At 68.3% G+C, this 23,002-nt stretch carries 18 protein-coding genes, 3 tRNA genes and 1 pseudogene; 7 read left to right on the top strand and 15 right to left on the bottom strand.

What is annotated here, in order from left to right:
* Window positions 1-31: 31 nt before the first annotated feature.
* The 12 genes from rplA to JX552_RS05290 all read right to left on the bottom strand — a co-directional run bounded on the left by rplA (window position 32) and on the right by JX552_RS05290 (window position 5,036).
* Window positions 32-745, bottom strand: coding sequence for a 50S ribosomal protein L1 (gene rplA, locus JX552_RS05345; protein WP_205876415.1), 714 nt, complete (start codon window positions 743-745; stop codon window positions 32-34).
* A 73-nt stretch (window positions 746-818) separates the two neighbouring features.
* Window positions 819-1,250 (bottom strand): 50S ribosomal protein L11, encoded by a 432-nt coding sequence (rplK, locus tag JX552_RS05340; RefSeq protein WP_055578840.1) that lies wholly within the window; start codon window positions 1,248-1,250, stop codon window positions 819-821.
* A 55-nt stretch (window positions 1,251-1,305) separates the two neighbouring features.
* Window positions 1,306-2,022, bottom strand: coding sequence for a transcription termination/antitermination protein NusG (gene nusG, locus JX552_RS05335; RefSeq protein ID WP_205876414.1), 717 nt, complete (start codon window positions 2,020-2,022; stop codon window positions 1,306-1,308).
* Between the two features lie 31 nt (window positions 2,023-2,053).
* Window positions 2,054-2,524, bottom strand: coding sequence for a preprotein translocase subunit SecE (gene secE, locus JX552_RS05330; RefSeq protein ID WP_205876413.1), 471 nt, complete (start codon window positions 2,522-2,524; stop codon window positions 2,054-2,056).
* A gap of 146 nt (window positions 2,525-2,670) precedes the next feature.
* A tRNA-Trp gene (locus JX552_RS05325) sits at window positions 2,671-2,743 on the bottom strand.
* A gap of 122 nt (window positions 2,744-2,865) precedes the next feature.
* On the bottom strand, window positions 2,866-3,366 hold the full coding sequence (gene hadC, locus JX552_RS05320; protein ID WP_205876412.1) for a (3R)-hydroxyacyl-ACP dehydratase subunit HadC: 501 nt from the start codon (window positions 3,364-3,366) through the stop codon (window positions 2,866-2,868).
* A 3-nt stretch (window positions 3,367-3,369) separates the two neighbouring features.
* On the bottom strand, window positions 3,370-3,798 hold the full coding sequence (gene hadB / locus JX552_RS05315) for a (3R)-hydroxyacyl-ACP dehydratase subunit HadB (RefSeq protein WP_065044485.1): 429 nt from the start codon (window positions 3,796-3,798) through the stop codon (window positions 3,370-3,372).
* Window positions 3,785-4,264 carry a (3R)-hydroxyacyl-ACP dehydratase subunit HadA gene (hadA, locus tag JX552_RS05310; RefSeq protein ID WP_205876411.1) on the bottom strand — a complete coding sequence of 160 codons (480 nt, stop codon included), beginning with the start codon at window positions 4,262-4,264 and terminating at the stop codon, window positions 3,785-3,787. The genes hadB and hadA overlap by 14 nt, the downstream gene beginning before the upstream one ends.
* A 52-nt stretch (window positions 4,265-4,316) precedes the next feature.
* On the bottom strand, window positions 4,317-4,484 hold the full coding sequence (rpmG, locus tag JX552_RS05305) for a 50S ribosomal protein L33 (RefSeq protein ID WP_205876410.1): 168 nt from the start codon (window positions 4,482-4,484) through the stop codon (window positions 4,317-4,319).
* A 61-nt stretch (window positions 4,485-4,545) separates the two neighbouring features.
* Window positions 4,546-4,619: transfer RNA gene (locus tag JX552_RS05300), tRNA-Met, on the bottom strand.
* A 32-nt stretch (window positions 4,620-4,651) separates the two neighbouring features.
* A tRNA-Thr gene (locus tag JX552_RS05295) sits at window positions 4,652-4,724 on the bottom strand.
* Window positions 4,725-4,820: 96 nt separating this feature from the next.
* On the bottom strand, window positions 4,821-5,036 hold the full coding sequence (locus JX552_RS05290) for a type II toxin-antitoxin system VapB family antitoxin (RefSeq protein ID WP_205876409.1): 216 nt from the start codon (window positions 5,034-5,036) through the stop codon (window positions 4,821-4,823).
* A gap of 86 nt (window positions 5,037-5,122) precedes the next feature.
* Between JX552_RS05290 and JX552_RS05285 the strand changes: the two are divergent.
* From JX552_RS05285 to JX552_RS05275, 3 genes and pseudogenes are all read left to right on the top strand, one after another.
* Window positions 5,123-5,838 (top strand): annotated as a pseudogene (locus JX552_RS05285) (MBL fold metallo-hydrolase).
* Window positions 5,839-5,964: 126 nt separating this feature from the next.
* Window positions 5,965-6,822, top strand: a complete 858-nt coding sequence (locus tag JX552_RS05280) for a DUF8453 domain-containing protein (protein ID WP_241010886.1) — start codon at window positions 5,965-5,967, stop codon at window positions 6,820-6,822.
* Between the two features lie 52 nt (window positions 6,823-6,874).
* A complete protein-coding gene (locus tag JX552_RS05275) occupies window positions 6,875-7,570 on the top strand; it encodes a crotonase/enoyl-CoA hydratase family protein (protein ID WP_205876408.1) in 696 nt (231 codons plus the stop codon).
* Window positions 7,571-7,815: 245 nt separating this feature from the next.
* Here JX552_RS05275 and JX552_RS05270 read toward each other — a convergent pair whose 3' ends face one another.
* The 3 genes from JX552_RS05270 to cynS all read right to left on the bottom strand — a co-directional run bounded on the left by JX552_RS05270 (window position 7,816) and on the right by cynS (window position 13,718).
* On the bottom strand, window positions 7,816-12,000 hold the full coding sequence (locus tag JX552_RS05270; RefSeq protein ID WP_205876407.1) for a PE family protein: 4,185 nt from the start codon (window positions 11,998-12,000) through the stop codon (window positions 7,816-7,818).
* A gap of 217 nt (window positions 12,001-12,217) precedes the next feature.
* Window positions 12,218-13,252 (bottom strand): patatin-like phospholipase family protein, encoded by a 1,035-nt coding sequence (locus JX552_RS05265; protein WP_205876406.1) that lies wholly within the window; start codon window positions 13,250-13,252, stop codon window positions 12,218-12,220.
* A 10-nt stretch (window positions 13,253-13,262) separates the two neighbouring features.
* On the bottom strand, window positions 13,263-13,718 hold the full coding sequence (cynS, locus tag JX552_RS05260) for a cyanase (protein ID WP_205876405.1): 456 nt from the start codon (window positions 13,716-13,718) through the stop codon (window positions 13,263-13,265).
* A 147-nt stretch (window positions 13,719-13,865) separates the two neighbouring features.
* Between cynS and recC the strand changes: the two genes are divergently transcribed.
* From recC to JX552_RS05240, 4 genes are read left to right on the top strand one after another with little or no spacing between them, the layout of a single operon-like run.
* A complete protein-coding gene (gene recC / locus JX552_RS05255) occupies window positions 13,866-17,162 on the top strand; it encodes an exodeoxyribonuclease V subunit gamma (protein WP_205876404.1) in 3,297 nt (1,098 codons plus the stop codon).
* Window positions 17,162-20,464, top strand: coding sequence for an exodeoxyribonuclease V subunit beta (recB, locus tag JX552_RS05250; RefSeq protein WP_205878251.1), 3,303 nt, complete (start codon window positions 17,162-17,164; stop codon window positions 20,462-20,464). The genes recC and recB overlap by 1 nt, the downstream gene beginning before the upstream one ends.
* Window positions 20,461-22,230 carry an exodeoxyribonuclease V subunit alpha gene (gene recD, locus JX552_RS05245; RefSeq protein ID WP_205876403.1) on the top strand — a complete coding sequence of 590 codons (1,770 nt, stop codon included), beginning with the start codon at window positions 20,461-20,463 and terminating at the stop codon, window positions 22,228-22,230. Before recB ends, recD begins: the two co-directional genes overlap by 4 nt.
* Window positions 22,223-22,939, top strand: a complete 717-nt coding sequence (locus tag JX552_RS05240) for a TVP38/TMEM64 family protein (RefSeq protein ID WP_205876402.1) — start codon at window positions 22,223-22,225, stop codon at window positions 22,937-22,939. The genes recD and JX552_RS05240 overlap by 8 nt, the downstream gene beginning before the upstream one ends.
* Window positions 22,940-23,002: the final 63 nt, after the last annotated feature.

Below are 23,002 nucleotides of genomic sequence, written 5' to 3'. Positions count from 1 at the left end.
GGGAAGGCCGCACACGCGCCGAACGCGCCGCCTACTCCGCTTCGGCGGTGAAGTTGCGTGTGATCGACGGGTCAACCGGGATACCGGGGCCGGTCGTCGTGGACACGGTCACCTTCTTCAGGTAGCGGCCTTTGGACGACGACGGCTTGTGCCGCAGCACCTCGTCCAGCGCGGCCCCGTAGTTTTCGGCGAGCTTCTTCTCGTCGAACGACGCCTTGCCGATCACGAAGTGCAGGTTGGCCTGCTTGTCCACCCGGAAGTTGATCTTGCCGCCCTTGATGTCGGCGACGGCCTTGGCAACATCTGGAGTGACGGTGCCGGTCTTGGGGTTCGGCATCAGGCCTCGCGGACCGAGCACCCGAGCGATCCGCCCGACCTTGGCCATCTGATCGGGCGTCGCGATCGCGGCGTCGAAATCCAGGAAGCCCCCCTGGATCTTCTCGATCAGGTCGTCGCTGCCCACCACATCGGCTCCGGCGGCGACGGCAGCGTCGGCCTTCTCGCCGACGGCGAAGACGGCGACTCGGGCGGTCTTACCGGTACCGTGCGGGAGGTTGACCGTGCCGCGCACCATCTGGTCGGCCTTGCGCGGGTCGACGCCGAGCCTGATCGCCACCTCGACGGTCGCGTCCTGCTTTGTCGACGACGTCTCCTTGGCGAGCCGCGCGGCCTGCAACGGGGTGTAGAGGTTGCTGCGGTCCACCTTCTCGGCGGCAGCGCGGTATGCCTTGCTGGTCTTGCTCATTTCTCAATCCAATCTGGTGTTGGGTTCGTGGTTGACGGGCCGGAGCTGGCCCTCCCACGCGTTCGGGGTCGGGCTATTCGACCGTGATGCCCATCGAGCGGGCGGTGCCGGCGATGATCTTGGCGGCCGCGTCGATGTCGTTGGCGTTGAGGTCGGTCTTCTTGGTCTCGGCGATCTCACGCACCTGGTCCCAGGTCACCTTGGCAACCTTCGTCTTGTGCGGCTCCGCCGAACCCTTGGGCACACCGGCGGCCTTGAGCAACAGCTTGGCGGCCGGCGGCGTCTTGAGCGCGAAAGTGAAGCTGCGGTCCTCGTAGACGGTGATCTCCACCGGGATCACCTGACCACGCTGACTCTCGGTGGCAGCGTTGTACGCCTTGCAGAACTCCATGATGTTGACGCCGTGCTGACCGAGCGCCGGGCCGACGGGTGGCGCGGGGTTGGCCTGTCCGGCAACGATCTGCAGCTTGATCAGCCCGGTGACTTTCTTCTTCTTCGGGGCCATGAGTTTGTCCTACATTCCTTCCTGGTTTTGCAAAGCTTGGGGGTGCCCTGCAGGGCTAGATCTTGGACACCTGGCTGAAGGTCAGCTCGACCGGTGTCTCACGGCCGAAGATCGAGACCAGCACCTTGAGCTTCTGCTGCTCGGCATTGACCTCGTTGATCGTGGCCGGCAGCGTCGCGAACGGCCCGTCCATGACCGTCACCGATTCGCCGACCTCGTAGTCGACCTCGAGAACGGGACGTTCCAGACCACCGGTCTCGGCCGCGGCGGCCGTACTGGCCGCCCCCTTGGTGGCCTTCTTGGCCGCACCTGGCGGCAGCAGGAACTTCACCACGTCGTCGAGCGAGAGCGACGACGGACGCGACGTCGCGCCGACGAAGCCGGTCACGCCCGGCGTGTTGCGCACCGCAGCCCACGAGTCGTCGGTCAAGTCCATGCGCACCAGGATGTAGCCGGGCAACACCTTGCGATTGACCTGCTTGCGCTGGCCGTTCTTGATCTCGGTGACCTCTTCGGTGGGGACCTCCACCTGGAAGATGTAGTCGCCGACGTCGAGGTTCTGCACGCGGGTCTCGAGATTGGCTTTCACCTTGTTCTCGTAGCCCGCATACGAGTGAATGACATACCAGTCACCGGGCTTGCTGCGCAGTTCCGCTTTGAGCGCGGCGGCAGGGTCGATATCTTCGGCCGGAGCCGCCGCGTCCTGCGGGGCGTCAGCCTCGTCCACGTCGACCGCTTCACCTGCGGACGTATCACCGTCGAACGTCGTCACGGTTCTCAGTCCTCTCTATCGCTCTCAAGTCTCAGCCGAACACCAACAGCACGAGCTTGCTCAGACCCAAGTCGGCGCCGCCTACCAGCGCCACCATGAAGGCCAGGAAAACCAGCACCACCGACGTGTAGGTGAGCATCTGCTTGCGGTTGGGCCAGATCACCTTCCGCATCTCGGCTACAACCTGCTTGAGGTAGTTGTAGACGAACGCAAAGGGGTTGATCGAGCCGGACGAACCGGCCTTCTTCGGCTTCTTCGGCTTGTCTTTCTGCGTCGACTTGGCCTTCGATGACTCCGAAGACTTCGAGGACTTGGACGCGCTCTTCTTGGCCGTGTTCTTCTCGGCTGCCTCGACGTCGGTCGAGTCGTCGCCGTCCTCGGCCTCCACCGCACGCACCCGGGAGCGCTTTCCCGTGGGTCGCTGTGGCCGGGCCACCGCCTTGGTCACCACGGCACCGCCGTCGCCTGCGGCGTCGTCGGCAACGTCGCCTTCGTCGCTCACCGCGCGCTCCTTCGTTCGCTAGCTGTTTCGCGAGCCGTACCGCTCAGCGTGGCCACACTTCCCAGTGTCCACCATGGCACGCGAGTCATACGGTCCGCCTCCTTTTCAGGCCGCCCCGGCCTGCATCGTCGCCGGACGACCTTCAGCAGGGGCGACAGGACTTGAACCTGCAACCTGCGGTTTTGGAGACCGCTGCTCTGCCAGTTGAGCTACGCCCCTATTTCCGGGGCTTACATGACTCGCGCGCCCCCCGTTCGGCAGTCGCGAACCGACGGACAGCGCGCTTGTAATGGGAAAACCCCGAGGCCCGAGTGTACATGGACGCGCGAGCCAGATACTAATTACCCGGTTCGGACGACCTGGCCCGATTCCTTGTCCCACCTGAGCTGAATCGAGTTGTCGCCTTCGTGGCCCATCAAGGTCGTGAAAGCCTCCAAGACCAACACGCCATCCTGGTTGTGACAGAAGTTCTTCGTCATGACGATGTCGGCGCCGAACCGCTCGTTCACCGATTCGATGCGCAGGCTGCCGTACAGCTTGTCGCCGACGTGAATCGGCGCATGGTAGACGAACTTCTGGTCGACCTGCACGATCTGCATAGTTTCGAAGCCGACGTCGACATTGCGGAAGAAATCGTCCTGGATGAGTTTCGCCAGGATCGTCACGAAGGTCAGCGGGGCGACGATCCGGTCGTAGCCGAGCTCGGTGGCCGCAGCCTCGTCGTAGTAGGCCTGATCGTCGGCCTTGATCGACCGGGAGAATTGCCGGACCTGCTCGCGGCCCACCTCGAAGTAATCGGGGTACCGCCAGCTCATGCCGCGAATATCTGTTTTGAGGGCCATCCGCTAAGCCAGCTTCGCCGAGGCGACAGCCCGGCCGAAGATCTTCTTGCCGCCGGTGGTCGCCGTCAACGCGATGGTCACCGACTTGGTCTCCGGGTCGACGGACTTCACCCGCCCGCTGAACACCAACTCGGCGCCCTTGCCGTCGTTGGGCACCGGGACCACCGCGGTGAAGCGCACGTTGTACTCCGTCACCGCACCGGGGTCGCCGACCCACGACGTGACGTAGCCGCCGCCGATGCCCATCGTCAGCATGCCGTGCGCGATCGCGGTGTCCAGGCCGACCATCTTGGCGATTTCGTCGTCCCAGTGGATCGGGTTCAAGTCACCCGAGACCCCGGCGTAATTGACCAGATCTTGACGGGTCAATGGGTAGACCCGCTCCGGGAGCTGGTCACCCACCTGCACCGAACTGAACTCACGCAGAGGCATCCGAAAATCCTACTTCCCCGTCGTCGCCGGCACGGCCCGCCAGGGTCGTGTACGTCTCCTGGACGATCTCACCGGCATCGTTGGTGATGATGTTCTTGGTCACGATGATCTGGGTGCCGTGCGCCTCACGCACCGCATCCACATGAACGTCGCAGTAGAGCTTGTCGCCCGCGACGATCGGCTTCTTGAACTTCAAGACCTGGTCAACCTGGACGATCTGCTGCTCCGTCACCGCGATGTTGGCGTTCTCGAAGAACGCGTACTGCGCCTTGTAGCCGAATACGGAGATGAAACACAACGGGGCCGCCAGGCCCGCGTATCCCAATTCGGCTGCCGCATCCTCACCGTAAAAAGCGGGATCGTCATTCTGCACGGCGGTGGCGTACTCGCGGATCTTCTCCCGTTCCACAATGTAGTGGTCGGGATAGCGATAATGCATCCCGAGGATCTTTTCGGACAGGGCCACAGTTCTCGAACCTACCTAGTCGACTCTCTGTAGTTGGGCTTGGACTGCGGGGCTAGCGCGTTTCGCGGTGGCCCTGGTGTTTACCGCAGTTGGGGCAGAACTTCTTCAGCTCAAGACGGTCCGGGTCGTTGCGCCGGTTTTTCTTGGTGATGTAGTTGCGGTGCTTGCACACCTCGCACGCCAAAGTGACCTTGGGGCGCACGTCGGTACTGGAAGCCATGACGGTTCTCTCTCAAATCTCTCGAAGTCTCAGTATTCGGTTGTGGTGCTGTGGTGTCTTGTAGCGATGGCCGGACTCGAACCGGCGACCTAACGATTATGAGTCGTTCGCTCTAACCAACTGAGCTACACCGCCTCTGGGGCCGCGCACCTGCTCGGCGTCCGCCGAGCCCCCTAACGGAATCGAACCGTTGACCTTTTCCTTACCATGGAAACGCTCTACCGACTGAGCTAAGGGGGCCGTTCACCCGCCGCGACGACCTGCCGCGGGCCAAAAAGAGGGTACAGCCTGGCGCACAGCGTCTCCAAACCACCTGCGCCAGCCGTCGCTGCGCGGTCAGCCGGTATCGCTGTTGCGATGCAACGACCAGGCGCTGAGATCACTGAACTCGTCGTAGTCCTCAGCGTGCGAGCCGGGCTCGGCGTTGTCTGCCTCGTCGAGCATCGTCCGCATGGCCAGATTGACGGCTTCACGCGGGTCGGCCACGTGATAGCGGCGAATAATCTCGTCGACCAGGTCCATGTCAAGTAGGACTTCGATCCTCTTCAACATGGTCCGATACTAGCGACTCGGCGCAGGTAGGAATAGGTATAAAGGCCAGGTTGAACGCCTTTTCGCCCGCCCCATAGGCTGGTGGCGTGTCGAATTCGGAACGGTTGTACTTCCGGCAGTTACTTTCCGGCCGCGACTTCGCGGCCAACGACGTGATTGCGGCCCAAATGCGCAATTTCGCCTACCTCATCGGTGACCGCGAAACCGGCGACGCCATGGTGGTCGATCCGGCCTACGCCGCCGGCGATCTGGTCGACGCGCTCGAGGCCGACGACATGCACTTGTCGGGCGTACTCGTCACCCACCACCACCCGGACCATGTGGGTGGCTCGATGATGGGCTTCGAGCTCAAGGGCCTGGCCGAATTGATGGAACGGGTGAGCGTCCCGGTTCATGTGAACACTCACGAGGCGCTGTGGGTGTCCCGCATCACCGGGATCCCGATGAGCGACCTGACCACCCACGAGCACCGCGACCGCATCAACATCGGCGACGTCGAGATCGAGCTGTTGCACACCCCCGGGCACACGCCGGGCAGCCAGTGTTTCCTGCTGGACGGGCGGCTGGTCGCCGGGGACACGCTCTTCCTCGACGGTTGCGGACGCACCGACTTCCCGGGGGCGATTCCGACGAGATGTACCGCAGCCTGCAGCAACTCGCGGCGCTTCCCGGCGACCCGACGGTGTTTCCCGGCCACTGGTACTCGGCCGACCCAAGCGCCTCGCTCTCGGAAGTCACACGTTCCAACTACGTGTACCGGCCGGCCAATATCGACCAGTGGCGAATGATGATGGGTGGCTGACGTACCGGCGAACACAGCCGGCCGTGTTGTGCCCGCCCGATGGCCCGCTCAGCAGTGCACAGGACGCCCCTTTACCATCAGTACAGCTAAGTTCCAGGTCCGAGGAGCAAGCGGAGGGTGGAATCCATGGGGTGGGTCCGAGGAAGCTGGCCGCAAAGCTGGCCCGAAAGCCTGAGAAGCTTCGACTCCATCGAGTCCAGCACCTGGTTGGCGTTGGCGGCATGGGCGGCGATCGCGCTGGGCGTCGGCGCGCTGATCTTCACCCAGCGCCAGCTGCAACGCAACCGGGCGCTGGCCGCGGAGAAGACCCGCCCACACGTTGCCATGCTGATGGAGCCCCACGTCGCGGACTGGCACGTCATCGAGTTGGTAGTGCGCAACTTTGGTCGCACCGCGGCCTACGACATCCAATTCAACTTTCCCAATCCTCCGACCGTCGCCGAATACGAGAATGCCTCCGACGGCTACGCCGACGTCGTCGAGCTGCAATTGCCCCGGGAACTCCCGACACTGGCTCCGGGACAGGAGTGGCGGATGGTGTGGGACTCCGCACTCGACCGCGCCGAGATCGGGCACGGCGTCGAATCGCGCTTCGAGGGCACAATCACCTACTACGACCGCCCTGAGCAGCCCCGCGGATGGAAGTTCTGGCAGCGCGCTCGCCAGCCCCTGGAGACCAAGGTGGTGCTGGACTGGGATGCCTTGCCGCCTGTTCAGCGCATCGAGCTGATGACCACGCACGATCTGGCGAAACGGGAGAAGCAGAAGTTGGAGCTGTTGCGCAACCTGCTGACCTACTTCCACTACGCGAGCAAGGAAACTCGCCCGGAGGTGTTCCGCAGCGAAATCGACCGCATCAACCGCGCCGTGCAGGAAACCCAGGACAGATGGCGCACCCGCCAACTCGAGGAACCCACCGACGTGAGTCTGCGCTGGGGCGACGCAGAGAACGAACTGGGTAAGCATCGCAGCCAGCGGGTGTAAGCCGTCGGGCCCGATCTGATTCAATCGAAGGCCCGTAGCGAAGGAGTAACCCATGAGCGGTCCGGTCGTCTATACCCACGACGAAACCATCGGGGTCATCCGAATGGACGACGGCAAGGTCAACGCGTTGGGACCGACCATGCAGCAGGCCCTCAACGACGCACTCGACCAGGCCGACGCCGACAACGTCGGTGCGCTGGTGATCACCGGGAACCAGCGGGTGTTCAGCGGCGGATTCGACTTGAAGATCCTGACCTCGGGCGAGGTGCAGCCCGCGATCGACATGCTGCGCGGCGGGTTCGAGCTGTCCTACCGGCTGCTGTCCTACCCCAAGCCGGTGGTGATCGCCTGTACCGGGCCCGCGATCGCAATGGGTTCGTTCCTGCTGTGCTCGGGTGATCATCGAATTGCGGCCCATGCCTACAACATTCAGGCCAACGAGGTCGCGATCGGCATGGTCATTCCGTGGGCGGCCCTGGAGGTCTTGAAACTCCGGCTGACCCAGTCGGCCTACCAGCAGGCCACCGGCCTGGCCAAGACGTTCTTCGGCGAAACCGCGCTCGCCGCCGGCTTCATCGACGAGATGGCACTACCGGATCGAGTGGTCGCCCGTGCCGAGGAGGCCGCCCACGAATTCGCCGGCCTGAACCAGTCTGCGCACGCAGCGACCAAACTGCGGGCCCGCGCCGACACACTCAAGGCGATCCGCGCCGGAATTGATGGGCTTGAAAAGGAATTCGGTCTGTAAGGCCGACGTTTCGACCGCCCAGCGCCCAATCCGCAACCCGCCATGGTGGCCGCCTGACGCGCATCGCTGGGCATCGGCACAAGTCGAGGCAGGCGTGCGGAACCACGTCATCGGTACGTGCGGAACCGCGTGAGGTAGTCGCCCCGGTTCCGCGTCGGCAGGACACCCGAGCCGACTCCCGCCACTGATGGCGGGGCCGCTTCGGGCGTCCTAGCGCGACGCGGTCGAGTCGGTCGTGCCCGTCCCTAGGCCGTCCCGCCGGCCCCACCCTTGCCGGCGCCACCACCCGTGCCGCCGACGCCGCCACCGCCACCGACGGGGCCGATGCCTGATTGACCGTCGCCACCGACCACGCCGGCGCCTCCGAGAGCACCGCCGCCGCCGGCGTTGCCGCTACCCGACGCCCCGCCGGCGCCGCCGCTGCCCCCACCGCCGCCGAAGCCGCCGTTACCGCCGAAGCCACCGGCCCCGTCGATCGCACCGGCGCCACCGGCCAGACCGCCGTTGCCGCCACCGCCACCGCCACCGCCGGTGCCGCCGACCCCGCCGTCGCCGCCGGAGCCGCCGACGCCTGCGGTGCCGCCGCCACCCAGGCCGGCCGCGCCACCGGCGCCGCCGATTCCGCCATCGCCGCCGAGGCCACCTGTCACACCGTTGCCGCCGGCGCCGCCGGTGTTGCCGTTGCCGTTCTCCGCGCCGCTGAGGCCGACGCCACCGCTACCGCCCTTGCCACCCTTGCCGCCCCCGGCGCCGGTGCCGCCGTCGCCGCCGCTGCCGGCGTTGCCGCCGTCGCCGCCGCTGCCGCCGTTGGCGCCGCCGGCTCCGGCTGCGCCACCGTTGCCGCCCTTGCCACCGGCGCCCGCGTTGGCCTGGCCGTTGGAACCGTTGCCACCGAATCCACCGGTGCCGGCCTGACCGGCGGGGCCATCGGCCGTGCCGCCGTTGCCACCGTCGCCGCCGCCGGAGCCGTTGCCGTCCAGACCGGAAGGCCCGCTGGGGGCGGTGCCCCCGTCGCCGCCACGACCACCGATCGCCAACCCGCCCCCTGCTGATGCCGTGGCGTCGCCGCCGCGGCCGCCGTCACCGCCGGGACCGGACAGCCCGCCGTCACCGCCGTCACCGCCGGCTCCACCTTCTGCCCGACCGTTGGTGCCATTAGCGGTGGCATCGCCACCGGCACCGCCGTCGCCGCCGGGTCCGCCCAGGATGCTGCCCGCACCCCCGTCGCCGCCCTTTCCGCCGACCGCGGTGCCGCCGTTGGCGTTGTTGGTGCCGGCACCGCCGGCCCCTCCGACGCCGCCCTGCTGGACTTGATTGGCCGGCAGAGTGCTGGGGCTGCCGGCGCTACCGGGCCCGCCGTCGCCGCCGTTCGGGGTACCCGGTGAGCCAAGGGTGCCGACCCCGGCCTGCGGCACGGTTGTCGAGATCGGCGTGTTGACCCCATTGGTGCCCTTGCCGCCGTTCCCGCCGACTCCACCGTTACCGCCGTCCCCGCCGGTGCCCGTAGCGCCATTCGTCCCGCCGCCGCCGGCCACGCCGCCGAGACCGGGAGCGCCGCCGTCGCTGCCTTTGCCGCCGCTGCCGCCGTCCCCGCCGTTGAAGGTGGCCGCAAAGGCCTTTCCGGAGATTGATGAGCCATTCGTGCCGTTGGCGCCATTGCCGCCATTGGCGCCGCTGCCGCCGTTGCCGCCGCTGCCACCGTTGCTGCTACCGAGACCGGTTCCGCCGTCGCCGCCCGCTCCACCGCTGCCGGCGAGGCCGGCATTGCCGCCGGCACCACCGCTGCCCGCGGCGTTTCCGGCGCCACCGAACGCGCCCGTCCCGCCGTTGCCGCCGCCTGCGGCATTGCCGCCGACGCCGCCGCTGCCGCCGTTGCCACCGGTCGCAACCGCCCCGCCGCTCCCGCCGGCGCCGCCTTGACCACCATTGCCGGCGTTACCGCCGGCACCACCGGCGCCACCGGATCCAGGGGCCGCGGTGAGGTTGCCGGTCACGCCGATGCCGCCGTTGCCGCCCGCGCCGGCAGCAGCTCCGTTGCCGCCGTTGCCGCCGGTGCCGGCCTTGCCGCCCGCACCGGCGGCGCCACCGGCGCCACCGGCCCCACCAGTGCCACCGTCACCACCGATGCCACCGGCCCCGCCGTTGGGGGCGCTGGTGACTCCGACGTCGGGCGTAACGGCGAGGCCGCCATTGCCGGCTTTGCCGCCGGCGCCGGCAAGGCCGCCGTTACCGCCGTTACCGCCGTTACCGCCGATGCCCCCGGCGTCTCCCCCGGCGCCGCCCGCGCCACCGTTGGCGCCCTTGCCACCGTTACCACCGGCCCCGCCGGCCGGGGCGCCTCCGGTGCCGGCAACGCCGCCACCGCCATTGCCGGCGCTGCCGCCACTACCCCCGTTGCCGCCGTTGCCGCCGTCACCGGCAAGCCCGCCGTTGTTGCCTGCGGCGCCACCGGCGCCACCCTTGCCACCGTCGCCGCCGGCCACACCGTCCCCGCCGGGCAGGCCGTTGTTGCCGACTTGACTGCTGCCGCTGATGCCGTTGCTACCGTTGCCGCCGTTGCCGCCGTCACCGCCCGTGCCGCCGGTGCCCAGCGCGCCTGCCGTACCCCCGTTGGCCAGGCCTGCAGCACCTCCGGCGCCGCCGGCCCCGCCGGCCCCACCAGCCCCGCCGTTGACCGAAATGGCGTTAGCTGCAGCGAGGTTACTGCCGCCTTTGCCGCCGCCACCGCCGTCGCCACCATTTCCACCGGTTCCGGCGGTGCCGCCGACGCCGCCAGCCGTGCCGCCGGCGCCCCCGTCACCGCCCACGCCGCCCGCGGAACCGTTGCCCGGAACGGTGTTCGGGCTGAAGGTATTGGCCGCGTCCTGGCCCGCACTGCCGTTACCGCCGCTACCGCCGTTACCGCCGTTACCAGCGTTGCCATCCGCGCCGGCGCTACCGCCGGTCCCGGTGCCGGCCGCACCGCCCAAGCCCGCCGCGCCGCCGCTACCGCCGTCGCCGCCTTTTCCGCCGGAGTTACCGTTGCCGACAGCGTCGTTGCCGTCACTCCCGTTGCCACCGAGGCCGCCGCTACCGCCAACGCCGCCCGTGCCGGCCAGGCCGCCAGGAGCGGCGGAACCGCCCTGACCGCCCTGACCGCCGGCGCCGCCGGCGAAGCCGGAGTTGCCGTTGGCGCCCGCGCCGACGGCAGCAGCACCGCCACCCCCCGCCCCGCCCTGACCGCCGCCGCCACCGGTGCCGCCGGCGCCGACAGCACCCGCCGGCCCCTGCTTGCTGAGGAAGGTGGCGCCGCCGGCAGCCCCGCCTAGGCCGGCAGACCCGCCGCCACCGCCATCACCGCCGGCGCCGCCGACTCCGGTGGCGTTGTCCGCGCCACCTCCGCCCATCCCCCCGACGCCGCCATGGCCGCCCAGGCCGCCGGCACCGCTCTGACCGAACAACAGCGGTGCTGCGCCGCCGGTCCCGCCCGCCCCGCCGGCACCGCCCGCCCCGCCGGTGCCGCCGACAATGTTCGGGTCGACCGAAGCCACGCCATTTCCGCCGATGCCGCCCTGCCCACCGGCGCCGCCGGCGCCGCCGCTCATGAACAGTCCGCCCGAGCCGCCGTTACCGCCAATGCCGCCGCTGCCGGCCGGGCCTCCCACCGCGCCCGTCCCGCCGACGCCGCCTGCACCACCGGCCGCGCCCTCCCCGACCAACCATCCCGCGTTGCCGCCGTTTCCGCCGAGGCCGCCGGCGCCGCCACCGGCTCCGCCCTGACCCCCCACGCCGCCGAGTCCGCCGGAGCCGACGAGGAAACCGCCGTTACCGCCCGTGCCTCCGACGCCGCCGACGCCGGCCGCGGCGCCCACACCGCCGGCACCGCCAGCGCCACCGGCGCCGAACAACCATCCGCCGTTGCCGCCGTTGCCGCCGCGAGCTGCGCCACTTCCTCCGGCCCCGCCGATCCCCCCATTGCCCAACAAGCCGGCCGATCCGCCGCGGCCACCGGCTTGGCCTGCCGCGCCCGCTGCCCCGTTGCCGCCGTTGCCGAACAACCACCCTCCGTCGCCGCCATCACCGCCCGGCGTGGTGGCGTTGGCGCCGTTGCCGATGAGGGGACGAGACAGCAAAGCCTGGATCGGGTCGGTTGCGGCCGCCCACCGCGTGTTCACCGCTTCGGCGGCGGCGTAGGACTCGGCCCCGATGCCCAACGCCCGCACGAAGTCCTCATGAAATGCCACGGCCTGGCCGGCCATCGTCTGATACCCCTGCGCGTGCTGGGCGAACAACCGGGTGATTGCCGCCGACACCTCGTCGGCGGCCGCCGACACCAAACCCGTCGTTGGAGCAGCCGCTGCCACGCTGGCGGCCCTGATCGTCGACCCGATATCGGCCACATTGGCCGCCACGGTCGACACCGTCTCCGGAGAAACAAACACATAAGACATGGGGCACCTCGCAACCATTTGGGCGGACCGGGCATTCCGAGTAGATGTCGAGTCGTGCGACTCGGCGCGGATCGTATCGCGTTGCGTCAGCACATTGTTAGATTCACGTGGAATAGCGTCGGCCACCTGACACACAACCGGGAACGACGATCGTTGAGAGCCTCATGACCTGGCGGCGTCTGCCCATGCAAGACATGGCATCCGTGCCAAGTTCCGGTCATTGGTACTGACGGAACCGCTCGAGGTAGTCGACCCAGTTCCACGTCGACAGAAATGCCTCGGCCGATTCGTAGCCCTTGTTGTACAGGGCTTCGGCTTCCTCCCGCGAGATGCTGAAGTCCAGGAAATTGACCGCGGTCGAGTCGACCCGGATCGCTCGCGCGCTTACCCACGGTTGGCTGAGATAGGTCTGGTCGTGACCGACGAACATGGCGGTGATCAATTGCTCCAGGAGCACCGACGGCGGGCCGAGGAGCCGCAACGCGCTCACCCCGGGAATCAGCTGGTCGTTGCTTTCCGGTAGCTGCGGCACCACCGTGATGCCGAAGGTGGGCCAGCGCGGGGACTTGCAGTCCGGCCGGTCGAACGAGTCGATCGGAAAGTTCGACAAGACGCCGCCGTCCACCAGCGTGGATGTGCGCCCTGCCGCGCTGGTCAGACTGACCGGCCGAAAGAAGAACGGAATCGACATCGAGGCGCGAACCGCGTCCGCCACCGATTGCTCGTCGGGATCGAGGCCGTAGCGGCGCCGATAATCCCAGGGCAGCCGCACCAGTTGACCGGTCGTCAGGTCGGTGACGGTGACCACCAGCCGGTAGCGGCGTTCGGCAGGCATTTGTCTGTCGCTGAGGGCCAGATCGCCAAAGGTCCGCACGCCCAGATTCTTCAGCTCGCCGCGGATCCACTCATGCGCGAAATCTCCTCGATACATGCCATTTTCGCGCAGCAGACCCCAGGCCGGACCTACGACCGGCAGATGACCGACCGGCCCGGTGTCGCGAAATTTCTCGTACGGCAGGGTCAGCGCGAGCTCTTTGATCTGTCCGGTGGTCAGCTGATCGCCGTTGGACGCGGCGGCCAGGATCGAACCGACGAGCGAACCCGCTGAGACGCCCGAGACCCGTTTGAGTGAGTAGCCGGCTTCCATGACCGCGACCACGGCACCGACCAGTCCCACACCCTTGACCCCGCCGCCCGAGAGGACCAGATCGACAGGTTTGCGCCGGGGGTTCGGGTAACGCCGCTCCGCCATCGCCGCCCCCTCAACCCTGAGCCGAAATCCATTGATAGGGAAGGAATTTCCCGTCGAACGTGACCACCACCCGATCGCCCGACTCGTGCGGCTTCTTCTGGAGCTCGACACTGAAGTTGATCGCGCTCATGATGCCGTCACCGAACTGTTCGTGGATCACCTCTTTCAGGGCCCCACCGTAGACCTGGAGCGCCTCGTAGAACCGATAGATGGTGGGGTCGGTGGGCACCACGCTGCCCAGCCCGCCACGCATCGGCGGTGCCGCCAGTACCGGGACGGCGGATTCGTCCAAGCCCAGCAGGTCGACCAGAACCTTCCCTTGATCTGCGGGAATCGGGTGCTGGCCCAGCAGCGCCGACGTCGTCCACAGCAATGGCCGCTCGATGGCGTCGGCCAGTTGCTGCCAACTGAGCCCCTTGGAAACCCGTGCAACGACGATCTGTTGGGTGATCTCGTCTCTGTTCATGGCCCCAGCATGCCAAGCGGGTCCGACGGAGTGCACCAAGCCTGCCCCACGACGTTCGCCCGTCTCGTGCGATCAGCCCGGCCCCGCGCGGACTTTGCACACCCGGAGCGCCACCGGTGTCGGAGGGGCCGTCTAGGGTGGCCCGCAATGGCGCTTCATCTCCACCGTGCCGAACGGACCGACCTGCTTGCCGACGGTCTCGGCGCGCTGCTGGCCGATCCCCTGCCCGATCCATTCGCCGAAGAGCTCGTGCTGGTGCCGGCGCGCGGCGTGGAACGCTGGCTCAGCCAGCGGCTCTCTCACCGGTTGGGGTGCGCACCGGATCGTGGCGACGGCGTCTGCGCAGGCGTATCGTTTCGCAGCCCGGCGTCACTGATCGCCGAGATAGTCGGCACCCTCGACGAGGACCCCTGGTCGCCGGATGCGATGACCTGGCCGCTGCTGCAGGTGATCGACAATTCGTTGACCGAGCCGTGGTGCCGCACCCTGGCAAAACATTTGGGACACTTCGATGTTGGCGACGAGGCCGAGCTGCGCCGGGGCCGGCGGTATGCGGTCGCACGCCGGCTGGCGGGTTTGTTCGCCTCGTACGCGCGGCAACGTCCCGGACTGCTGGTCGACTGGCTGGCCGGGGATCTGGGCGACCTCGACTCCGATCTGCACTGGCAACCCGAGCTGTGGCGCGCGCTGGTCGCGACGATTCCCGCCGATCCCCCGCATGTCCGGCACGCCAAGACGCTCGAGACGTTGCGCGACGGTCCGGCCGGCCTGCCGTCGCGCCTGTCCCTGTTCGGTCACACCCGGCTGGCACGCACCGACGTGGAGCTACTCGAAGCCGTCGCCGCCCACCACGACCTGCATCTGTGGCTGCCGCACCCCAGCGACACACTGTGGCGGGCACTGGACGGCGGTCGGGGCACCGTGCCCCGACGCAACGACACAAGCCATCGGCAGGTGGGTCATCCGCTGCTGGCGACTCTGGGCCGCGACCTACGTGAGCTGCAGCGAAGCCTGCCGTCCGCGGCCGCGACCGACGAGGCGCTCGGCGAGCCCGATCGCCGGGACACCCTGCTCGGCTGGTTGCAGGCCGACCTGGCCGCCAACGCTGTCCGTCCGGATGGCCGACTGCTCGCGACCGATGACCGGTCGGTGCAGGTGCACAGCTGTCACGGCCCGGCCCGGCAGATCGACGTGCTGCGGGAGGTACTGCTCGGCCTGCTGGCCGACGACCCGACGCTGGAGCCACGCGACATCCTGGTGATGTGCCCCGACATCGAGACCTATGCCCCGCTCATCGTCGCGGGCTTCGGTCTGGGCGACGTGGTGGGCGGCGCGCACCCCGCCCATCGACTCCGGGTCCGGCTCGCCGATCGCTCACTGCTGCAAACCAATCCATTGCTGGGTGTGGCGTCGCAGTTGCTGACTCTGGCCGGCGGCCGGGTCACCTCGAGTGAAGTGCTCAACCTCGCCCAGGCCGCCCCGGTGCGGGCGCGGTTCAGCTTCAGTGACGACGATCTGGAAGGCATCACGCGCTGGGTACGCCAGGCGAACATCCGGTGGGGCTTCGATCAGGAACACCGCGTGCCGTTCGGGGTGGATTTCGTGCACAACACGTGGCGGTTCGGCCTGGACCGGGTGTTGGCCGGGGTCGCGATGTCTGAGACCGCGCACGCCTGGATCGATTCGACGCTCCCCCTCGATGACGTCGGCAGCAACCGAGTCGAGTTGGTCGGCCAGTTCGCCGAGTACATCGACCGGCTGCAGCGCGTCGTGGACTCGCTGACCGGAGCGCGACCGCTGCGGGAGTGGCTGACGGCCCTGACCGACGGCATCGGCCTGCTGACCCGTACCGACGAGGACGACGCCTGGCAGACCAGTCAGATGCAACGCGAGTTCGCCGACGTGTTGCGCACGGCGGGTGCCAGGGATCAGACCCTGCTGCGACTGCCCGACATCCGCTCCTTGCTGCACGGGCACCTCGCCGGGCGTCCCACCCGCGCCAACTTCCGCACCGGCACCCTGACGGTGTGCACGATGGTGCCGATGCGTTCGGTCCCGCATCGGGTGGTGTGCCTGGTGGGCCTCGACGACGGGATGTTCCCGCGGCTCGGCGTCGTCGACGGCGACGACGTGCTGGCCCGGAAGCCACTCACCGGCGAGCGTGATATCCGCTCCGAGGACCGGCAGCTGTTGCTGGACGCCATCGGCGCGGCCACCGGAAATCTGGTCATCACCTATACCGGTGCCAACGAATACTCGGGCCAACGCCGACCCCCGGCCGTTCCGTTGGCCGAACTGCTCGACGCCCTGGACATGACCACCGCCGAGCCGGTCCGTTCGCGGATCGTGGTGGCACATCCGTTGCAGCCCTTCGACGTCCGCAACGTGGAACGCGGCGAGCTGGTGCCCGACGCCCCGTTCAGCTTCGATCCGACAGTGCTGCGCGCGGCCCGCTCTTCCGCTGGGAAACGATCCGAGCAACCGAGGCTGATCTGCGGTCCACTCCCGGCACCACCGCCCGACGACGTCGCCCTGGCCGATCTGATCGCATTCTTCAAAGACCCGGTGAAGGGCTTTTTCCGGGCTCTGGAGTACACCCTGCCCTGGGACGTCGACGGTGTTCAGGACGCCATGCCGGTCGACATCAACGCACTCGAAGAATGGACCGTCGGCGACCGGATGCTGAGCGACATCATGGGCGGGCTGGCCCCGGACGATGCGCGGCAGGCGGAATGGCGGCGTGGCATGCTGCCCCCGGGCCAGCTGGGCTGGCGCAAGGTGACCGAGATCCGTGATCAGGCGGCCTTGCTGGCGTCGGCAGCACTGGGACACCGCCGCACGGACAGCGCGACCTACGACGTCGACATCGATCTCGGCGGACGGCGTGTGACCGGTACGGTGCCCCAGGTGTTCGGTGATCATCTGGTCTCGGTCACCTACTCCAAGCTCGACGGCAAACACCTGCTCCAATCATGGATTCCGTTGTTGGCGTTGCACTCTCACGAACCTGTCCGGGACTGGTCGGCGGTCTGCATCGGCCGGCCCAAGCGGGGCACGACTCCGCGGGAGGAACATCTGGGACGTCCGCGACAGACCGCTGTTGACGTGTTGCGGGACCTGGTGGCCATCTACGATGCCGGCCGCCGCGAGCCGATTCCGTTACCCATCAAGACGTCCTACGCGTGGGCGGTGGCGCGGCACTGCGGCGACGACCCGGTCAAGCAGGCGGAATACCGGTGGCGAAGTGGTCTGTATCCCGCGGAGGATCAAGACCAGGCCCAGGTACGGGCCTGGGGCCGCCACGCGCGGCTCAATGACCTCATGCAACCGCTGCGGCCCGGTGAGCCGTCCGCGGGGGAAGAGCACCGCCTGGGCGCCTTCGCCGCTCGCCTGTGGCTGCCCATGCTGCAGGCTGAGTCGCGCGCCCAGCGGAGGCCGAGATGATGGCACCATTCGACCTGCTCGGCCCGCTGCCCGCCGAGCGGTCCACCACCGTCCTGGAGGCCAGCGCGGGAACCGGCAAGACATTCGCGTTGGCCGGTCTGGTGACCCGCTACGTCGCCGATGGCCACGCGACGCTCGACGAGATGCTGCTCATCACCTTCGGCCGCGCGGCCAGCCAAGAGCTTCGCGAGCGGGTGCGCTGCCAGATCGTCGACGCGGTGGCGGCTTTCGGCGACCCCACCATCGCCGCGGGCAACGATCTGGTGCGGTATCTGCTCGACGGCACGGATGCGCAGCGAGACGCACGAAGGCAGCGACTGCGCGACGCCCTGGCGGGCTTCGACGCCGCCACCATCGCCACCACCCACCAGTTCTGCCAGCTGGTATTGAAATCCCTTGGTGCGGCCGGTGATACCGACTCCGGCGTCACGTTGCTCGAAGACCTCAACGACCTCGTCACCGAGATCGTCGACGATCTCTACCTGGCACACTTCGGGCGCGAGCGCGACGACCCGGCGTTGACCTACCGGGAGGCGCTGCGGATCGCCCGTACGGTGGTCGCCAATCCGTCCACCCAGCTGCGCCCGCGCGACCCGGAACCGGGCTCACGCGCCGCGGTCCGTGTCACCTTCGCCAACGACGTTCTCACCGAATTGGAAAGGCGCAAGCGGCGCCGGGGTGTGCTGGGATACGACGATCTGCTGATCCGGCTGGCCGCGGCGTTGGATACCGACGATTCGCCCGCCCGGGCCCGGATGCACCAGCGCTGGCCCATCGTCATGGTCGACGAGTTCCAAGACACCGATCCGGTCCAGTGGCAGGTGATCGACCGGGCCTTCAGCGGGCGATCCACGCTCATCCTGATCGGGGATCCCAAGCAGGCCATCTACGCGTTTCGTGGCGGTGACATCGTCACCTACCTCGACGCGGCCCGGACTGCCGGTGACAAGCGCACGCTGGTCACAAACTGGCGCAGCGACAGCGCGCTCGTCGAACGATTGCAAGCCGTGCTGCGCGGAGCGGAACTCGGCGACCCCGCGATCGTGGTCCACGACGTCGCCGCCTCGCACGTCGGCCATCGCCTCGCCGGCGCTCCGCACAACGATCCCTTCCGGCTTCGGGTAGTACACCGACGTGCTCTGGGCCGCAAGGGAACCCAGAATCTGCCCATTGAGGAACTGCGCGAGCACATCGGCCGCGATCTCGCCGCCGATATCGGCGGACTGCTGGCGAGCGCGGCTACCTTCGACGGCAAGCCGCTGGAAGCACGCGATGTCGCGGTGATCGTGGAGAGCCACAAAGATGCGCGCGCCTGCCACCGCGCCCTCACCGAGGCCGGTATCGCCGCGGTCTACACCGGGGACTCGGACGTGTTCAGCTCCGAAGCCGCCGACGACTGGCTGTCGCTGTTGGAGGCGTTCGATCAGCCGCACCGCCCCGGCGTCGTGCGAGCAGCAGCGACCACCATGTTCTTCGGCAAGACTGCGCCAGAGCTGGCGGCCGGCGGTGACGCGCTCACCGACGACATCGCCGACACCTTGCGGGAGTGGGCGGACCATGCCCGAGAACGGGGCGTCGCCGCGATCTTCGAGGCCGCGCAGCTGCGCGGCATGGCCGACCGGGTGCTGTCGTGGTACGGCGGTGAGCGGCACATGACCGATCTTGCGCATGTGACGCAACTGCTGCAGGAGGTCGCCCACCGGGAGCGCTATTCCCTGCCCGCGCTCCGAGACTGGCTGCGGGGACAACGGGAGGAACGGGCCGGCGCCACCGAGCGCAACCGCCGTATCGACAGCGACGCCGCCGCAGTCCAGATCATGACGGTCTGGGTGAGCAAGGGGCTGCAGTATCCGGTGGTGTACCTGCCGTTCGCTTTCAATCGCAACATCGGCGACCGCGACCTGGTGCTGTTCCACGATCAAGGACAGCGATGTCTGCACATCGGCGGGCAGGACAGTCCCGATTTCGCGGATGTGGAACGTCTGGGCCGCAAGGAAACGGCCAGTGACGACAGCCGGTTGACCTACGTCGCATTGACCCGAGCCCAGTCGCAGGTGGTGGCCTGGTGGTCACCGGCTCACGGCGAGCCCAACGGCGGGCTCTCCCGGCTGTTGCGGGGCCGGCGTCCCGGGGAGTCGGCGGTCCCGGATCGTTGCGAACCCGCGAAGATCACCGATGACGAGGCGTGGGAGCGGCTGCGGGAGTGGCAGGACGCCGGCGGTCCGGTCGTGGAGGAGTCCGTGATCGCGGCGGCGCCGCGAATGACCGACCGGCCGGAACCGTCCGAGCTCGGCATCCGCCACTTCCACCGGGCCATCGACACGGCCTGGCGACGCACCTCGTATTCGGGCCTGATCCGCGTCGCGGACCAGGCCGGCGGGGTGAGCAGCGAGCCCGAGCTCGCCGAACTCGACGACGAAGTCGCCGACATCCCGCTCACCCGGACGGCTCCCGCACCGAACCTGCCCTCCCCCATGGCCGAGCTGCCGACCGGTGCGCAGTTCGGCACGCTGGTGCACGCGGTGCTGGAAACCAGCGACCCCTTCGCGGCCGACCTCGCCGCGGAACTGCAGAAGCAGATCGATGTTCACTCGGCGTGGTGGCCGGTCGACGTCCCCGCGCCCCAGCTGGCCGCGGCACTGCTGCCGATGCACGACACACCCCTGGGACCACTGGCCGCGGGGCTGACGCTGCGTCAGATCGGCCTGCCGGACCGGTTGCGCGAGTTGGACTTTGAATTTCCGCTGGCCGGCGGCGACGTTCGGGATGCCGACGTACAGGTGCGACTGGCGGACGTCGGGAGGCTGTTGCGTTCCCATCTTCGCGTCGACGACCCGCTGGCCTCGTACGCCGACCGGCTGATCGGTGACGCACTCGGCGGCCAATACTTGCGGGGCTATCTCAGCGGCTCGGTCGACGCCGTGCTACGGATTCCGCACGGCGCCGGGCACCGTTTTCTGGTCGTCGACTACAAGACCAACTGGCTGGGCGAGCCGGACCGGCCGTTGACCGCCGCGGACTACACGCAGCCCCGGATGGCGGAAGCGATGCTGCACTCGGACTACCCGCTGCAGGCGTTGCTGTACAGCGTTGTGCTGCATCGTTTTCTGCGCTGGCGGCAGCATGGCTACCAGCCGAAACGACATCTGGGCGGCGTGCTGTATCTGTTTCTGCGCGGGATGTGCGGGCCCGATACCCCGGTGTTGGACGGACATCCGGCCGGGGTGTTCGGCTGGGCACCGCCTGCGGAGTTGGTGACCGAACTCTCCGATCTGCTCGATGCGCGCGGGACGGCCGCATGACGGCCGAGACGCTCGAACCCGCTGACCGCCGGCAGGCCGTCGGCGCAACCGGCCTGCTGCGCGCATTCAACGACGCCGGCGTGCTCGAATCGTCCGACGTGCATGTGGCGCAGCGCCTTACGGCGATGTCGGGTGAGCCGGACCCCACCGTCGCGCTGGCGCTGGCATTCGTGGTACGCGCGCTGCGCGGGGGCTCGGTGTGTGTGGACCTGCCGTCGGTGCAGTCTCAGGTCGGTGTCGCGGAGCTGCCGTGGCCGTCGACGCCGGACTGGCTCGCGGCAGTGATGGCCAGCCCGTTGGCCGGCCGGCCGCCGGTGCTGCGCGTGTATGACGGCACGCTGGTGTACCTGGACCGGTACTGGCGCGAGGAGCAGCAGGTCGCCGACGACTTCTCGGCGCTACTGTCCCGGCCCGGCCGCTCGCCGGTTCCCGACATCGACCGGTTGTTTCCGGCCGGCTATGAGGAACAACGCGAGGCCGCCCGCATTGCCCTGCAACAAGGACTGACGGTGTTGACCGGCGGCCCGGGGACGGGCAAGACCACTACCGTGGCCCGGCTGCTGGCGCTGTTCGCCGAACAGGCTCAGTTGGCGGGCAGCCCACCACTGCGCATCGCACTGGCGGCACCGACCGGCAAGGCGGCGGCACGTCTGCACGAGGCGGTACAGCTTCAAGTCAATGCATTGGATCCCGTCGACCGGCAACGGGTCTCGGGTCTGCGGGCAACCACGCTGCACCGGCTGCTGGGCAGTCGGCCGGATACGTCTTCGCGGTTTCGTCATCACCGGGGCAACAGGTTGCCCCACGATGTGATCGTGGTCGACGAGACGTCGATGGTGTCACTGACGATGATGGCGCGGCTACTCGAGTCGGTGCGCCCACAGACCCGGCTGCTCCTCGTCGGCGATCCCGACCAGTTGGCCTCGGTGGAGGCGGGTGCGGTGCTTGCCGACCTGGTGGACGGACTCGGCGCGCGCCACGATGCGCGGATCGCGGCGTTGCGGACCTCGCACCGATTCGGCGAGTCGATCGGCCAGTTAGCGTCGTCGATTCGCGACGGTCACGCCGATCTGACCGTCGATTTGCTGCGGTCCGGTGGCGACCACATCGAATGGATCGACACCGAGGACCCTACCGAGCACCTTCGCAAAGTGCTTGTGCCACATGCCCTTGCGCTGCGGCAGGCCGCGGTGCTCGGTGACCCGAAGGCCGCTGTGGCCATACTCGACGAGCATCGGCTGCTGTGTGCGCACCGTCGGGGACGATATGGGATCGCGCACTGGAACCGCCAGGTGGAGCGGTGGCTGGCCGAGGCGACCGGTGACCCGATCTGGTCGCCGTGGTACCCCGGACGGCCGGTGCTGGTGACGAACAACGACTACGGATTGGGCGTCTACAACGGCGACACCGGGGTGACGCTGGTTGACGGCGCGGGCCGGCAGGGCGCGCTTCGGGCAGTCATCGCCGGCGCTGACGAACTGCTGGAGTTCGCCACCAGCCGCCTGTCCGAGGTCGAGACCATGCACGCCATGACCATTCACAAGAGTCAGGGCTCTCAGGCCGAGGAGGTGAGCGTGCTCATGCCGCCGGAGGATTCGCGGTTGCTGACGCGGGAGCTGTTCTACACCGCCATCACCCGGGCGAAGCGGAAGGTGCGGGTGATCGGCCCGGAGAGCTCGGTGCGGGCCGCGATCGCGCGGCGGGCGGTGCGGGCCAGCGGGTTGGCGCGGCGGCTGGCCGGCGGCACCGGCGGCCCCCATGGTTGACGACGACGGCTCGGCGGCCGCGCCGCGGGGACGCCACGTCGTGCGACTGATCGTGTTTGTCGCCTTCCTGCTCACGATGTTCTATCTGGTGGCCGTGGCGCGAGTCGTCGATATCGACGCGGTGCGACGCACCGTGGAAGCGACCGGACCCATGGCTCCGCTCGTCTATGTCATCCTGTCGGGTTTACTGGGCGCCATGTTCCTGCCGGGGTCCATCCTGGCTGCGGGCAGTGGGCTGCTGTTCGGTCCCGTTGTGGGCCTCTTCGTGACACTCGGCGCTGCGATGGGCACGGCCATCGTGGCCAGCACCGTCGGGCGCCGGGCCGGCCGGGACAGCGCACGAGTGCTGGTAGGTCCCACGCGGGCGCAGCGGATCGACTCGGTGATCGAACGAGGCGGATTGTGGGCGGTCGTGGGTCAACGCTTCGTCCCCGGCATCTCGGACGCATTTGCTTCCTACACGTTCGGCGCCTTCGGAATTCCGCTGTGGCAGATAGCAATGGGATCATTCATCGGGTCGGCGCCGCGCGCGTTCGTCTACACGGCTCTGGGCGCGTCGATCCGGGATCGCTCGTCGCCCCTGGCGTATGCAGCGATCGCGGTGTGGTGCGTCACCGCGATCATCGGCGTGTTCGCCGCGCGGCGCCTCTACCGGCACTGGCGTAACCATCCCGGCGAAGGCGCGGCTACGGAGCCGGAAGACGCCTAGTGCACTCGCAGGTAGGCGGCGCGGCCGGAAGGACTATTGCGTAGCCTCATTCCAGCTGGCGGT

The organism is Mycobacterium gordonae (assembly GCF_017086405.1).
Classification (GTDB): Bacteria; Actinomycetota; Actinomycetes; order Mycobacteriales; family Mycobacteriaceae; genus Mycobacterium; species Mycobacterium gordonae_D.
Note: the sequence above shows the minus strand (reverse complement) of the source record. Positions and strands in the feature narration are given on the sequence as shown.